Annotated in this window: 12 protein-coding genes; 1 reads left to right on the top strand and 11 read right to left on the bottom strand. The window is 37.0% G+C overall.

The window, feature by feature from the left end; genetic code table 11:
- Positions 1-981 (top strand): collagen-like domain-containing protein (locus tag CAO17_RS03125; protein WP_143833806.1); only part of this gene is annotated, 981 nt, incomplete at its 5' end.
- 47 nt (positions 982-1,028) lie between these two features.
- On the opposite strand, the gene bshB2 is transcribed toward CAO17_RS03125, so the two are convergent.
- The 11 genes from bshB2 to prfB all read right to left on the bottom strand — a co-directional run bounded on the left by bshB2 (position 1,029) and on the right by prfB (position 15,785).
- Positions 1,029-1,691: a bacillithiol biosynthesis deacetylase BshB2 gene (bshB2, locus tag CAO17_RS03120; RefSeq protein ID WP_085991367.1), complete on the bottom strand. Its 663-nt coding sequence runs from the start codon at positions 1,689-1,691 to the stop codon at positions 1,029-1,031.
- Positions 1,692-1,760: 69 nt separating this feature from the next.
- Positions 1,761-2,114: a YojF family protein gene (locus tag CAO17_RS03115; RefSeq protein WP_085991366.1), complete on the bottom strand. Its 354-nt coding sequence runs from the start codon at positions 2,112-2,114 to the stop codon at positions 1,761-1,763.
- 221 nt (positions 2,115-2,335) lie between these two features.
- Positions 2,336-5,218: an excinuclease ABC subunit UvrA gene (gene uvrA / locus CAO17_RS03110; protein ID WP_085991365.1), complete on the bottom strand. Its 2,883-nt coding sequence runs from the start codon at positions 5,216-5,218 to the stop codon at positions 2,336-2,338.
- A gap of 6 nt (positions 5,219-5,224) precedes the next feature.
- Positions 5,225-7,207, bottom strand: coding sequence for an excinuclease ABC subunit UvrB (uvrB, locus tag CAO17_RS03105; protein ID WP_085991364.1), 1,983 nt, complete (start codon positions 7,205-7,207; stop codon positions 5,225-5,227).
- Positions 7,208-7,469: 262 nt separating this feature from the next.
- Positions 7,470-8,663 carry a PDZ domain-containing protein gene (locus CAO17_RS03100; RefSeq protein ID WP_085991363.1) on the bottom strand — a complete coding sequence of 398 codons (1,194 nt, stop codon included), beginning with the start codon at positions 8,661-8,663 and terminating at the stop codon, positions 7,470-7,472.
- Positions 8,664-8,932: 269 nt separating this feature from the next.
- Positions 8,933-10,399 carry a S41 family peptidase gene (locus CAO17_RS03095; RefSeq protein WP_085991362.1) on the bottom strand — a complete coding sequence of 489 codons (1,467 nt, stop codon included), beginning with the start codon at positions 10,397-10,399 and terminating at the stop codon, positions 8,933-8,935.
- Positions 10,400-10,610: 211 nt separating this feature from the next.
- Positions 10,611-11,939 (bottom strand): murein hydrolase activator EnvC family protein, encoded by a 1,329-nt coding sequence (locus CAO17_RS03090; protein ID WP_085991361.1) that lies wholly within the window; start codon positions 11,937-11,939, stop codon positions 10,611-10,613.
- A 137-nt stretch (positions 11,940-12,076) separates the two neighbouring features.
- Entirely contained in the window at positions 12,077-12,970 is an 894-nt protein-coding gene (gene ftsX, locus CAO17_RS03085; protein ID WP_085991360.1) for a permease-like cell division protein FtsX, read from the bottom strand.
- Entirely contained in the window at positions 12,960-13,646 is a 687-nt protein-coding gene (gene ftsE / locus CAO17_RS03080) for a cell division ATP-binding protein FtsE (protein ID WP_085991359.1), read from the bottom strand. The genes ftsX and ftsE overlap by 11 nt, the downstream gene beginning before the upstream one ends.
- A 343-nt stretch (positions 13,647-13,989) precedes the next feature.
- Entirely contained in the window at positions 13,990-14,415 is a 426-nt protein-coding gene (cccB, locus tag CAO17_RS03075) for a cytochrome c551 (RefSeq protein WP_085991358.1), read from the bottom strand.
- Positions 14,416-14,683: 268 nt separating this feature from the next.
- Positions 14,684-15,785, bottom strand: a protein-coding gene (gene prfB, locus CAO17_RS03070; protein ID WP_143833713.1) for a peptide chain release factor 2 whose coding sequence is annotated in 2 segments (ribosomal slippage) — positions 14,684-15,712 and positions 15,714-15,785 — 1,101 coding nt in all. Because the reading frame shifts where the segments join, the coding sequence is not laid out codon by codon here.
- Positions 15,786-15,873: the final 88 nt, after the last annotated feature.

The raw sequence follows: 15,873 nt of genomic DNA, 5'->3' as shown, positions 1-15,873 counted from the left end.
GATACAGGGCCTCAAGGGCTTCAGGGGGAGCCTGGACCTCAGGGACCTAAAGGTGATACAGGACCTCAAGGGAAGCCTGGACCATCCCAAGGTCCTAAAGGTGATACGGGGCCTCAAGGGCTTCCAGGTGAGCCTGGACCAAAAGGGCCTAAAGGCGACACAGGACCTCAAGGACTCCCTGGTAAACCTGGACCAAAAGGACTCCCTGGTAAACCTGGACCAAAAGGACCTAAGGGAGATACAGGACCTCAAGGGCTCCCTGGTAAACCTGGACCAAAGGGACCTAAAGGTGATACAGGACCTCAAGGGCTTCAGGGTGAGCCTGGACCAAAGGGACCTAAAGGTGATACAGGACCTCAAGGGCTTCAGGGTGAGCCTGGACCAAAGGGACCTAAAGGTGACACAGGACCTCAAGGGCTTCAGGGTGAGCCTGGACCAAAGGGACCTAAAGGTGACACAGGACCTCAAGGGCTTCAGGGTGAGCCTGGACCAAAGGGACCTAAAGGTGATACAGGACCTCAAGGGCTTACAGGTAAGCCAGGGCCTAGAGGACCCCAGGGCAAGACTGGACCTTCAGGGGTTACCGAATTTATTTTTGAAGAGCTAGGGCAATCGACACTAACCTCTACACAACAAACTACAACAATTAGTACTTTCAATGTCCAAGTAAACGAACCAAGTAGTAAAATTTGGTTGACTGCCACTATCAATTGGTATGCAGAATACGGGAACATGCCTGCTACATTTACACTTTATAGAAATGATCAACCGATATTCTCAACTTCAGATATAACAGTTCCTACCAGCATGGGAATTGTAAACCCAGGAATTACCACTTACTTTAGTAGTTCAGATATTTCACCACCAACAGGTACAGCAACATATAGTTTGGAAGTTTCTTCAGATATACCAGTAATGGGACCACAACAAAAAGTTCATATTGCTAAAGGCAATATATCCGCACTTGTTATCAAACCCTAACATGTTGAAAGCCACATTCACTAATATAGTGAGTGTGGCTTTTTTCCTTAATATTTCCATATATAAAATTGCTCAAATCCTAACCTTTGTTTTGCGATTTCCTTTAAATCGTTCTTTGCTTCCTTTTCTCTATGTTGACCAAGAACCCCCATTGCTTGGGATTGATGTGCAAGAATTGCCTCAAACTTTTTATCAAAATTAGCAGTAATATCGTTTGTAATATCAGGTTTTCCTAAAACTGCCGGAAAATCATTTGAAATTGCCTGTGCCCAAACAGTAGGACGATCTTCAGTTGGCATCATTTCAACCGCTTCGATTGCGGCCGCACCTAATGCATTATGGTCTGGGTGAACGGCATATTCTGGATAATGTGTTATAACCAAGCTAGGTTTGATTTTATCAAGATATAATTTTAGGTTTTTAGCAAGCTCTGTTCGATCTTCAAATTCTAAGGTCTTATCTCGATAACCAAGCATCTCTAATTTAATATCTAGTTTTTGGCAAGCATTTATTAATTCCTTTTTCCGAATTTCTGGTAATGTCTCACGATTCGCGAATGTAGGGGATCCCATATTTCTTCCCATCTCACCTAATGTACCACATAGATAGGTAACAGGTACACCTTCTTCTCTAAATTTTGCAATCGTTCCAGCAGCACCGAATGATTCATCATCAGGGTGCGGGTAAATCACAACAACATGTTTCTCCATCTTATCAGCCTTCCTTTAACGCTAATATATTATGTTCACGGTGCTATGTAATATTTTATGAGAATCTTTTTAGTATCTAAACGGAGCTTCACTAATTTCTAAAGAAACCATTAACCGCCCTTCACGATCATGTCCAGCCATTAATAATTTTTCTTCTTCATGAATGGTCCAGTCAGTTAAACCTTCAGCATATACCCAACCCATTTCCATTTTAAGACCTACACGATAGGATTTTCCATCCCCAACAATTTTTGCTTGATTAAATGAAATTTTTGCATTACGTATATATGCACCAACATTATATGCCTGTTCATTAAAATGACTTGCATACGCACCATTTGTCGTTTCAAGATGAACGTAAACTTCTTTATTTTTAAACTCGTCTAACTTTTTTTGGACTTTCTCTATATCAATTGGTTTCATTTCCGTTCCTCCAATTCTTTCTTATAACTAACTGTAACCAATGAACAAAAATCCGTCAAAGGATTGAATTGAATTATCTATTCTTTTATTTTTAGAAGTTAATTAATTCCCCACTAATTATCGGATTCAGCAATACTCTTTATTCCAACTTGATAAAAAACTCTTACTGTTTCCTAAATGAAAAGTAGCAGATCCACGTTTATATGGGTCTGCTACTTTGGTTATTTTTCAGTACCAACTTTTTCTTTTTCGGACAAATGCTTTTCCATTCTGATGCGATCACGTTCTAATACATGTTTCAAATATCGTCCTGTATAGGAAATATCTGCTGCTTCAGCAACTTCTTCAGGAGTTCCAGTAACAACAATCTGTCCACCACGGTCTCCACCCTCTGGACCTAAATCAATGATATTATCTGCGCATTTAATAACATCTAAATTATGTTCAATGATTAAGACGGTATCTCCGTTATCTACAAGACGCTGTAGAACATCAAGCAATCTCTTGATATCATCAACATGAAGTCCTGTTGTTGGTTCATCTAAAATATAAAATGTTTTTCCGGTTGAGCGTTTATGAAGTTCACTAGCTAGTTTAACACGTTGTGCTTCCCCACCAGATAATGTAGTTGCTGGTTGACCAAGACGTACATAACCTAATCCAACATCAGCAATGGTCTGAATTTTCCGTTTGATTTTTGGAATTGGACCAAAAAATTCAAGTGCTTCCTCGACTCGCATTTCTAGAACATCAGCAATACTTTTTCCTTTGTATTTCACTTCTAATGTTTCCCTGTTGTAACGTTTTCCATGGCATACCTCACATGGTACATAAACATCTGGTAAAAAGTGCATCTCAATTTTAATAATTCCATCCCCACGGCATGCTTCACAACGACCGCCTTTTACATTAAAACTAAAGCGCCCTTTCTTATATCCACGTATTTTTGCTTCATTCGTTTGGGCAAAGACGTCTCGAATGTCATCAAATACACCAGTATATGTAGCTGGGTTCGAGCGCGGTGTACGACCTATTGGAGATTGATCAATATCAATAACCTTATCAATATGTTCTATCCCCTTAATCTCCTTATGCTTTCCTGGTTTATGCTTGGCTCGAGACACTTCCGTTGATAAACCCTTGAAAAGAATCTCATTGACAAGTGTACTTTTTCCAGATCCAGATACTCCTGTTACAACATTCATCAATCCAATCGGAATTTTAGCCGACACCTTTTTTAAGTTATTTTCACTTGCACCAATAATCTCTATCTTCCGTTTATCAGGTTTTCGTCTTTTAGCTGGGAGAGGGATGAACTTTTTCCCGGATAAGTACTTCCCAGTTAGAGAGTGTTCATTCTTCATCACATTTTCTGGCTTATCATTTGCGATAACCTCACCACCATGCTCGCCAGCACCGGGGCCAATATCAACCAGCCAGTCTGCAGCAAGCATCGTATCCTCATCATGTTCTACAACGATTAACGTGTTATCAAGGTCCCTCATTCGTTTCAATGTTTCAATTAATCGATCATTGTCTCGTTGGTGTAGCCCAATAGATGGTTCATCAAGAACATATAAAACGCCTGTTAAAGCAGAACCAATTTGGGTCGCCAAACGAATACGCTGAGCCTCTCCACCAGATAATGTTCCAGCAGACCGTGATAAAGTTAAATAGTCGAGACCCACATTATGTAGGAATTCCAACCGATTGTGGATTTCCTTTAAAATTTGTTTAGCAATTTGCTGTTCTTTCTCCGTTAAATCGACTTGTTGAAAGAATTTCATTGACTCTGCAATAGAATAATCGGTTACTTTACTAATATGTAAACCATTTATCAGTACAGATAATGCTTCCTCTTTTAAGCGATAGCCTTTACAGTTTGCACAAGCCTTCTGTATCATGTATTTTTGCAATGCTTCTCGAGTGAAGTCGGAACTTGTTTCATTATAACGCCGAGCAACATTATTCATAACACCTTCAAAATAAATGTCTGTATCCCTTATATTTCCGAACTCGCTTTTATAATAAAAATGGATTTTCTCTGAACCACTACCATATAAGATTTTATGCATTTGCTCTTCCGGAATATCTTTAACGGGGATATCCATATTAATTCCATAGTGATCACAAACACTCTTTAATAGCTGTGGATAATATTGTGAGCTAATTGGCTCCCAAGCAGCAATTGCATGTTCATTCAAGGTTTTATTCCAATCAGGTATAACTAAGTCTATATCCACTTCTAATTTGGTTCCTAATCCGTCACAGGATGAACAAGCACCAAACGGACTATTAAATGAAAATAAGCGCGGTTCTAATTCTCCTATAGAAAAACCACAAATTGGGCAGGCATGATTCTCAGAGAAGGTTAATTCATCTTCCCCAATGACATCAACCATAATATTTCCCCCACCAAGTCCTAGGGCTGTCTCGATAGAATCACTTAAGCGCCCTTCTATACCAGGTTTAACGACAACCCTATCCACCACAACTTCAATGGAATGTTTTTTATTCTTATCCAAATCAATGTCTTCTGTTACTTCACGCATCTCTTTGTCAACACGAATTCGGACATAACCTTCCTTTTTCAATTTCTCAAGTACTTTAACATGCTTTCCTTTACGACCGGATACTACTGGTGCTAGTATTTGCATTTTTGTTCGCTCAGGGTATTCCATAATTCGATCTACCATTTGCTGAACAGTTTGCGATGTAATCTCTATTCCATGTTTTGGACAAGTCGGACGTCCAATCCTAGCAAATAACAAACGTAAATAATCATAAATCTCCGTTACTGTACCAACTGTAGATCTTGGATTTTTACTGGTTGTTTTCTGATCAATAGAAATCGCCGGGGATAAACCTTCAATAACATCTACATCCGGCTTATCCATTTGCCCCAAAAACTGTCTGGCATAAGCAGACAATGATTCAACGTAACGTCGTTGTCCTTCTGAATATATCGTATCGAAAGCGAGCGACGACTTTCCTGATCCCGATAGACCGGTTACTACGATTAGTTTATTTTTAGGTATCTTTAAGCTAATGTTTTTTAGATTATGTGCTCTTGCTCCCTGAATTTCGATAAACTTACTCGACATCTGCTATCACGCTCCTGCTTTCAATTCCAAAATAATATCTCGAAGCTCTGCTGCCCTTTCGAAATCGAGCGCTTTTGCAGCTTCCTTCATTTCCTTTTCCATTTCTTCGATTACCTTTGATTTTTCCTTCTTCGGCAGCTTTTCAATCACCTTAGACTTACTATCATATTGCTCTGTTTCCTCAGCAGCTACTGTAGCTCGAATGACGTCACGTACATCTTTCTTAATTGTCTTAGGTGTGATGTTATGTTTCTTATTATACGCAATTTGTTTTTCGCGTCGACGATTAGTCTCATCGATAGCCTTCTGCATTGAATCCGTAATCTTATCGGCATACATAATAACTTCTCCACCTGCATTTCGTGCGGCACGCCCAGCCGTCTGTATAAGGGACCTTTCTGAACGTAAAAATCCTTCTTTATCCGCATCTAAAATGGCTACTAAAGAAACTTCAGGTATATCCAATCCCTCACGCAATAAGTTAATTCCAATTAAAACATCGTATTTTCCTACACGTAAATCTCGAATAATTTCAATACGTTCCAATGTCTTAATTTCTGAATGCAAGTATGCTACCTTCATACCTAGTTCTTTTAAATAGTCCGTTAAATCCTCAGACATTTTTTTCGTTAATGTCGTCACTAGAACACGTTCGTTTCGTTCTATTCTTTCATTAATTTCTTTGATTAAATTATCGATTTGCCCTTCAATGGGACGGACATCAATTTTCGGATCCAATAATCCTGTAGGACGAATAATTTGTTCCGTCATTTCCGGGGTATGCTCTAATTCATATGGACCCGGTGTCGCCGAAACATAAATTAATTGATTAGCTTTCTGTTCAAATTCCTCAAACTTTAATGGTCGGTTATCTAAGGCAGATGGTAAACGGAAACCGTGATCCACTAATACTTGTTTTCTTGCTCTATCCCCATTATACATTCCTCTAATTTGTGGTAATGTAACATGAGACTCATCAATGACAATGAGAAAATCCTCAGGAAAATAATCTAATAATGTATACGGTGTTGCCCCAGCTTCCCTTAGTGTTAAATGTCTTGAGTAATTCTCAATACCGGAGCAAAAACCCATCTCACGCATCATCTCGAGGTCATAATTCGTTCGCTGTTCCAATCTTTGCGCTTCTAATAATTTATCTTCCTCACGTAATTCTTTTAATCGTTCTTCCAATTCTTTTTCAATATTAGCAATGGCTATTTTCATCTTTTCTTCCCCGGTTACGAAGTGGGACGCTGGAAAAATAGCTGCATGTTCTCGGTCGCCAATAATTTCACCAGTCAATGCATCTACCTCACGAATTCTATCAATTTCATCACCAAAAAATTCAATTCTTAAACAATGTTCTTCTCTAGAAGCTGGAATAATTTCGACCGAATCACCACGTACACGAAAAGTACCACGCTGAAAGTCGATATCATTTCTAGCATATTGTATATCGACTAAATCATGCAGTAATTGATCTCGATCCTTTTCCATTCCCATTCTTAGTGAAAGAACCTGATTTCGATATTCGTCCGGATTACCTAAGCCATAAATACAAGAAACACTTGCAACGATTAATACATCCTCTCGTTCAAATAAGGAAGATGTTGCCGAGTGTCGTAATTTATCAATTTCATCATTGATGCTAGCATCCTTTTCAATAAATGTATCTGATGATGGGACATATGCCTCTGGTTGATAGTAATCATAATAACTAACAAAATACTCCACTGCATTATTCGGAAAAAATTCCTTAAATTCACTATAAAGTTGGCCTGCTAAAGTCTTATTATGGGCAATGACAAGTGTTGGTCGATTAATTTCTTTTACAACATTAGACATCGTAAACGTTTTACCAGTACCAGTTGCCCCCAACAATGTCTGATGTCGCTGACCTGCTAATACTTTTTCCGTAATCTCTTTAATAGCTTGTGGCTGATCACCAGCTGGCTCATATTTTGAAACTAGTTCAAATGTTTTTTCCAAGTGTCCCGCCTCCGTTCATTCTTTCCCTTATTCTAACATATCCAATAATATATTTTAACATAGCAGCGAACGAATATTCGATTGAATTGCCTCTGTATCCTATTTTACCCATCTTTATGTTTGAAAATAAGACAATGGTCTTTAATGGAAAAGGCCTTTTTCATAAATTAGGTTACTGCGCATCATATACATGTTGTGTCAAGGCAACAATCAATACAATCAGTCAATAGAAAAAAGACTTCCACCAAACAATAGAAGTCTTTTAATCTACTTTTTTCAAGTTTTTTCGATGTGGCTTTTCTGTAAAAACTAGGCCTAACTCATGATGATCTCCCTCATAAAAGGCGCCTTGAATAAATCTTATCTCTTTATTATCATCCAAGACATCCAATTTGAAATAGGCCCCACTATTTTGCAACCCAATATAGAAATCTTGAGCATGATTAATTTTCATTCCATTTACTTTTACAATTGTTTCCCCAACCCATATATCAAGCCGATCACCGGGGGTCCCAGGAATGATACTTAATATTTTTATACCTCTATTTGTTGCTGGATGGAAAAACGGTGCTCTTAGCTTTTCTCCATTTCTAAACCTATAATAGAGGTATTCTTTGGCAAGGATAGCAAGTACAACAACCATTAAAGAAAGCCAATGAAAGAAAACACTGCCAATTGCACCTACAGTCACAACGATTCCTATTAAAAGAATATAATTGGAAAGCTTGATTGCAGCTTCCTTCGGCAAACGACCACGTACGGGGATGTCAAATCCGATGATAAATGGAATGAGTAATAACCCATATGTTTCTCCACCAATGGTCAAATATGGCCAAATTGGCTCTATTGGGGCAATCATTCCACCTGGAATTAAGGTGAAAAAAGGTACGATGGTAGCCTTTTTTAAACGATGCTGTCCAACCCAAATTCCCCGGTCACTTCGTGTAAGACTTGGGTATGTTTCATTACGATCAATACGACGTAAAAGCACTGCCTCAACGATTAAAAATAGTCCAAGTAAAATCGATAATGCCGAAAAGTTCGTATCCACAACAATGCCTTTAATAAACGTAGATTGATTGTCTAAAAGAACTGGTAGAAAGAATAGTAGTAAATAAGAAATTCCAATAGTATAGCTAGGAGAAAGCAACGAAAACCTCATAGTAATACTTAAAACTATTATGACAATACTGATAAACAAGATGGTTTCATAATGGAAAACCATCCCACTACCTAAGGTAACAAGCGAGAGAATGATACCTGCTATAAAAGCCGTACGCCAAGTCCCTTTACTTTCCGAAAGTATATCAAATATTTTTGAACCAAAATCCATTCTCTCCACTTTAATTCGTTTATATCCAACAACAAACAGAAGAATAATGAACCAATATATTAATGGATTAAGAAATAAACCTCCAATCCCCTTCCATACTTCCGTGAGCCAAGTTTCAATCAAACCGATCACCTTCCATCCAGGAATGATACCTGTTCTCTAACTATCCAATAGTTATCATGATTTTCCTAATTTAATAATAGAAGTATATCATAGAATGGTAGAAAATCGTAGATACGAAGCGCATGGGATTAACTTTTCGCATAAGGGGCAGGTGTTGAAGTATCGAGTTTACACGGCCGTACTATGAGGAGGGGCCCCTCCCTCATCCATCCCCCTTCTTATAAACTTTTCTCTCCACAAAAAAATCCACGGGGACTCCGTGGATTTTCTTATTTGTATAATTCTTCTAAAGCTCTTTCCAATTGACGGTCATTTTCTCCATTTCGAATATGTTCTACCACTTTTGCTTCAATAAGACCAGCAGTTTCTTGATCCACTATACCGGTTGCTTTAAGCTCATTATCACTTTGAAATTCTTTAACCGCAGACTCCGTTTGCTCGTTAAAATAGCCATCCGTTCTGCCAGTTGTATAGCCCAGGCCTGTTAACATAACTTGCATATTTTCAATCGCTTCATCTGATTGATCAAGTTTTAGTGGTTCATCAATAATAATTGGATTGGTATAGTAGTAATCCGGTTGACTTACTTTAATAGTTGGTTCTACCCCAACCTCGTTAATCCAATTTCCTTCAGGTGATAACCACTTATTTGTCGTCAATTTAATGGTGCTACCATCCCCAAGTGGTACAGCCTGTTGTACGGTACCTTTACCATAACTATTGTGACCTACAATATCATATCCCATTTCCTTCATAGCTACTGCTAAAATCTCAGAAGCAGAAGCACTTCCTTCGTCAATAAGAACACTTATAGGATAATCTTTCTTTTCTGTGAGATCTGAATAATATGGTGTTTTATTGCCATTTGCATCCTCGATTTGTAAATACGGCATATCCTTAGGAACAAATAAGCGTAGTATTTCCTCGATTACATTAAGAAGACCACCAGGGTTTCCTCTAACATCAATTACTAATCCTTCAATTCCTTCTTTTTCAAGCATATTTAATTGCTCGTTGAATTCTGTAAAGGTATGTTCCGAGAAATTAGTAATCTCAAGAATACCGGTTTTCTTTCCATTAATTGTTTTAATCTGATTATATACCGTTTCGACTGGAATCTCATCGCGGGTAATAGTAACTTCAAATGGTTCAGATACCCCTGCACGACGTACCTCTAATACAACATCTGTTCCTTTTTCCCCTCGAATTTTTGCAACAGCCTCATTTAAATTTAACCCTTCTAAACTTTCCCCATCAACAGATAAAACCTCATCATTTGGCCGAAGACCAGATTTTTCGGCTGGAGAATCTTTTATTGGAGCCACAATAGTAACAATCCCATTTACCATACTTACCTCTGCACCTATTCCTTCAAAAGAAGATTCAATTTGTTCATTAAAATGCCCCATCATTTCGACATCCATATAAGAGCTATGAGGGTCCTCCAATGTAGCAAGCATCCCTTCAATTGCACCTTCAATTAATTGTTTATCTTTCACATTTTCTATGTAATTATTTTTAATAAGCGAATAAGCTTGGGCTACTTTTGACATATCTGAAGGCATGTCCAATTGTTCTTCTTTATTATTCAATAAACCAGAAGAAAAGTTTTTAGTTCCCTCTCCTATTCCATCATCACCTGATTGAGCAAGCTTCACACCAGAAAATGCACCGACGCCACCTAATACTAAGGCACCAATTAATATCAGAATAATATACGATTTCTTTAATCTCATTATTTCACCTCAATATTTGAAAATACTATATAACACCATGATATCCACTAGAATAACCTAAATTACTAACCCGGATAACATATGTAATATATTAGAAAGCATACCATTATATGCTTAAAATAACTATTATTTATATCATTTATGATAACAAATTCAAAAGGCATTTGCCCAATTTGTGGACAAATGCCTTTATTACATAAGTTTGTTGGTTTTATTTTAAGTAACTTAAAGGATTTAAACTATTGGACTTATTAATATTCCATGAAGGACTATGGAGCTCAAAATGCAAATGCGGTCCAGAAGAACGGCCAGTCGAACCCATTACACCAATTTGCTGACCTTTCTTAACCGATTGAAATGTCCGTACCATCGGCGAATATTTCATATGAGCATATACTGTTTCATATTGCTTTCCATCGATATAGTGAGTAATGAAAACAACATTTCCATAAGAACTAGAATGGTATGCTCTCGTTACAACACCGGATGCTACTGCGTAAATAGGAACATCACCACCGGATTTTGCTGTTGCATTACCAACATCAATTCCTTTATGATTTCCACCTCTAGTACCATAGGTGTCTGTTAAATAACCAGAGACAGGCCAAATAAATGACCCGCTCCCCCCACTAGAAATGTTAGAAGAATTACTAGAATTTTTCTGAGCAGGCTGCTTATCCGTTTGTTGTAGCTGTTTTTTTTGCTTTTCAGCTTCTTCCTTTGCCTTCTTAAGTGCAGCTTCTTGATTTGCAATGATTTGCTGTTCCTCATCTAGGCTCATTTTATGATCTTCTAACACCTTTTCTTCCTCTTCTAGTTTTTTCAACAATGCTTCTTTTTCAGCCATTTGATCGTCTAATTGATTTTTCAAAGTAATTAGTTCTGTTTTTTGTTCTTCCAAGTCAGCTTTTTTCTGTTCTACTGCCTGTTTGCTTTTGACTAATTCTTTTTTACTTTTTTCTAACGTCAATTTATCTTTTTTTTGCTGATCCATGATTTCTTTATCTGAATCCATGATTTTGTTAACAGAGATTGCCCTACTGATAAAATCACCAAAACTTTGAGCACCGAAGATAACTTCTATGTACTTCATATCCCCACCATTCTGTTGAATAGATCGTAAACGTTCTTTAAGTAATCGATCACGTTTTTCGATTCTTTCTTGTAATTCTTTAATTTCTGCTGTAAGTTTTTTGATTTTATTGGTTAACGTTTTAATTTCCTGATTCGTTTTTTCTATTTCATTTTGTTTGGATTGAATTTCATTTCTTGTATCCGTTAGTTTCTTATCAATATCATTTATTTCATCTTCCACACTTTTTTGTTGTTTTTCATTTGCTTTTATTTTATTTTCTGTTTCCTTTTGATTACTCTGAATTTCTTTACGTTTTTCAGAAAGTGATTGTTGCTCTTGTTTAATTTCATTTATCTCTTCATTTAATTCATTAATAGAAGGTTCTGCTTCGACGGTAGTGCCGTTTGTTAAGCCGCCTATTAGAACTAAGGCAGCAAGTAGCAAATAAGAAAAACTCCTTTTCATCCTAAAATTCCCCTTTATCTCCAAAAATTTCCATTAATAACAGAATGAGAAGACCTATCAACTCCCCTCTCTTACTAAGAGGGAGACAGGTCTTATTACTTAATAATCTTCTTATTACTTAATAATCTATTAATCTATTAAACTTTTAAGAATTTACGGATACTCATAATACTTCCCCAAACACCAATAATTGCACCAGTGGCTAGGATAATCAGGGAAAGCTGCCAAGCAAATGGGTTGTATGGCAAGATTTCCACAAAGTTAAAGGATACTTGTCCAGATAACATTTTTACCACGAAATGATATCCAACCATAATTAGAATGATTGGTAGAATGGATCCTAACATTCCTAACAACATTCCCTCTACAAAGAATGGCCATCTAATAAACCAATTTGTTGCACCTACTAATTTCATAATCCCTATTTCTCTACTACGAGCCATAATTGTAATCTTAATCGTATTCGATATTAAGAAAATTGCTGTAAAGACTAATGCAGCAATTAATACAAGTCCAATTACCCGTGCATAATTATTAAATTCAAACAATTGTTCTACTACGTCTTTTCCATAAATTACTTTATCTACAGAATCCAATTTCTGAATTTCCTTAGCAATAGCTTCGGTATCCTGGGGATCCAATGCTCGTACAATAAATGCATGATTTAGTGGGTTGTCCTGTTCCAATAATTTCCATGCTTCCCCTTGTTCACCCATTCCTTCAATAAGTTTATTTAACTCATCGTCATTAGAAGAAAAGATAACCGTATCGACACCTTTTATCTCCTCAATCTGCTTTCCTAGACTTTGAATATCTTCTTCCGTTGCAGTTAAATCAATTAATGTCTGGATTTCAACATCATCTTCTATGTTTTTAGCCATTTCATTTAAATTCAACATTAGCGCAAGGAACACCGCCACTAAAATTAAGGTGGTTGTCACCGCACCAATGGAGGCAACGGTCATCCACCCATTACGAACAATGTTACTGCTCCCTACCCGTATATGCCTTAAGAATGTTCTAAACTTCATAACCATATTCTCCTCGTTGTTGATCTCTTGCTATGATTCCATCCTCTATCGCAATTACACGTCTTTTGAATCGATTTACAATTTCTTTACTATGGGTAGCCATAATAATAGTTGTTCCTCGTTCATTGATAGATTCAAAGGTTTTCATAATTTCAAGTGATGTTTCGGGATCTAAGTTACCTGTAGGTTCATCAGCGATAACGATTTTTGGTTGATTAACGATGGCTCGTGCAATGGAAACACGTTGCTGCTCTCCACCTGATAACTCATCAGGCCTAAAACGCGCTTTGTTTTTCAATCCAACTATTTCTAGTACTTCCATGACACGCTTGCGTATATTACGGGGAGATTCATTAATTACCTCTAATGCAAATGCAATATTTTCATAGACTGTTAGTTTAGGCAAAAGCCTGAAATCCTGAAAAACTACACCAATTTCCCTTCTAAGATAAGGAACCATTTTCTCCTTTATTTCTGCTAAATTAGTGTCATTTATAATAATTGATCCACTGGAGGGCTTTTCCTCTCGAAAAATTAATTTAATAAATGTGGATTTTCCAGCCCCACTTGGACCGACGATATAGACAAATTCACCTTGATCAATTTGAACACTCACACCATTTAAAGCTGTAACACCATTGGGATACGTTTTATAAATATCTTTCATTGCTATCATGTATAAATCACCTTTGCAAATTTTGAATTTTAATATGATATTGTCGAACAATAATTAAATTATTTATATTTTGTTGAAAATTATCTTCTAACCCTTAATTAGTCTAATACATTATATCATTTTTCGGCAAACTTTTTAGGGATAAAATTATTACATTTATGTTTCAGTGTTAAATTTTAGAAATATTGTAGAGAACTGTCGATAATAAAGAAGATGGGAGAAAATGTTTGAAGAAATAAGAGAGAAAAAAATGCTCAGAATATCTGAGCATGTAACCTGAATTTATTGTAGGAATAATCAGGAAAAGGAGTCGTTTATTTTCTTAAACGACATCCTTCATTTTTTACTGTTTTTCAGCTAACCAATTGGATAGATTGTCTAAATCTTCACCAGTTACTTGGCTTTGTGCTGGCATACTACCAGTACCGTTTTGAATAATTTCTGCAATTTCATCAGCGGAGTACTTAGAACCTACAGCTGTTAAGTCAGGACCACCGCCACCTGTTAAATCTGCGCCATGACACATAGCACAGTTATTTGCATAAACATCCTCAGCTGCCGCAGCATCAACAGTACCACCTTCTTCAGCTGTACCGCCTTCATCTGCTGGTTCTTCCGTTGCGGTGTCATTACCATTATCTGCCGGTTCTTCCGTAGCAGCATCATCACCATTATCTGCTGGTTCTTCCGTTCCGCCATCATCTCCACCGCCACATGCAGCTAGCGTTAAAACGAATCCAAATAACACTGCCACTAACCATTTTTTCATCTTTATTCCTCCTAACTTTATGTTGTAAGTGCTATCAAAATTATTATACCCATAATTAAGGATTTTAAAAAAGAGGTTCAAAATTTCTTATCTATACAATAAAGTCGATAACCTCAATGGTGGCAAGGCTTCTGGAAGATTATGGCAAATTTATGAAAGTTATTAGATTCAAAAGCATTTAGCTATTTCTCTAGTTTTTCTTATACGTAAGACCTTACATTTTTATACTAAAAAAAGAGACAATAAATTGTCTCCTTTTATATATTATTTAATTAATCTGTAGTCTTAGATAGGCATCGATAAACGGATCAATATCCCCGTCCATAACAGCCTGTGTATTTCCTGTCTCCGTATTTGTACGATGGTCCTTCACCATAGAATATGGATGAAAAACATAAGAACGAATTTGACTACCCCATCCAATTTCTTTTTGTTCTCCACGAATATCTGCGAGTTCCTGCTGCTGCTTTTCAATTTCCATTTGATATAGCTTCGATTTTAACATTTTCATAGCCGCTTCACGGTTTTTAATTTGAGAACGCTCATTTTGGCAAGTAACAATGGTATTGGTCGGCAGATGCGTAATACGGACTGCAGAATCTGTCGTATTAACATGCTGACCACCTGCACCGCTTGCACGGTACGTATCGATCTTAATATCCTCTGTTTTAATTTCAATATCTACATCATCCGACATTTCTGGTGTTACATCGCATGAAACGAATGATGTATGTCGTCTACCGGAGGAATCAAACGGAGATATACGAACTAGACGGTGTACCCCTTTTTCAGCTTTTAGATACCCATAAGCATTATGTCCTTTAATAAGTAAAGTAACGCTTTTAACTCCCGCTTCATCACCAGGTAAGTAATCAACCGTTTCTACTTTAAACCCTCTATCTTCAGCCCATCTTTGATACATTCGTAATAACATACTTGCCCAGTCCTGTGACTCTGTTCCACCAGCACCTGGGTGAAGCTCTAAAATTGCGTTATTTGCATCATACGGTTCGCTTAAAAGCATTTGTAATTCAAATTCATTGATGCTTTGTAAGAAAGCTTCCATTTCTGTATTTAAATCTTCATATAACTCTTTGTCATTTTCTTCTTTCACCAGTTCATAAGATACTTCCATATCTTGATATCGTTCTTCTATTTCTTCAAAACCTGTAACATATTCTTTTAGGCCATTGGATTCATTTATCACTTTTTGAGCAGCGTTTTGATCATCCCAAAACTCGGGAGCCGTCATCATTTGCTCAAGTTCTTTCACCCGTTCTTTTTTCGATTCTAAGTCAAAGAGACCCCCTAAAATCTTCAATTCGTGAAGCTATTTTATCTAATTCATTTCTAATTTCTGCTAATTCCATATCATTCACCTCGTTAGTATTTCTGTAATTTTGATAAAAAACTTAGAAAAGATACTGGGACTATTTTCTCCAAGCCAACTCCAAACTT

This window comes from Oceanobacillus senegalensis, from assembly GCF_900176885.1.
Classification (GTDB): domain Bacteria; phylum Bacillota; class Bacilli; order Bacillales; family Amphibacillaceae; genus Oceanobacillus; species Oceanobacillus senegalensis.
The sequence above is the reverse complement of the archived record's forward strand: the minus strand, read 5'-3'. Positions and strand labels throughout refer to the sequence as shown.

Coding starts and splice junctions, on each gene's coding strand:
- bshB2 (WP_085991367.1), bottom strand. CDS start 1,691: ATGGAGAAACATGTTGTTGTGATTTACCCGCACCCTGATGATGAATCA.
- CAO17_RS03115 (WP_085991366.1), bottom strand. CDS start 2,114: ATGAAACCAATTGATATAGAGAAAGTCCAAAAAAAGTTAGACGAGTTT.
- CAO17_RS03095 (WP_085991362.1), bottom strand. CDS start 10,399: ATGAGATTAAAGAAATCGTATATTATTCTGATATTAATTGGTGCCTTA.
- uvrA (WP_085991365.1), bottom strand. CDS start 5,218: ATGTCGAGTAAGTTTATCGAAATTCAGGGAGCAAGAGCACATAATCTA.
- ftsE (WP_085991359.1), bottom strand. CDS start 13,646: ATGATAGCAATGAAAGATATTTATAAAACGTATCCCAATGGTGTTACA.
- cccB (WP_085991358.1), bottom strand. CDS start 14,415: ATGAAAAAATGGTTAGTGGCAGTGTTATTTGGATTCGTTTTAACGCTA.
- ftsX (WP_085991360.1), bottom strand. CDS start 12,970: ATGAAGTTTAGAACATTCTTAAGGCATATACGGGTAGGGAGCAGTAAC.
- CAO17_RS03090 (WP_085991361.1), bottom strand. CDS start 11,939: ATGAAAAGGAGTTTTTCTTATTTGCTACTTGCTGCCTTAGTTCTAATA.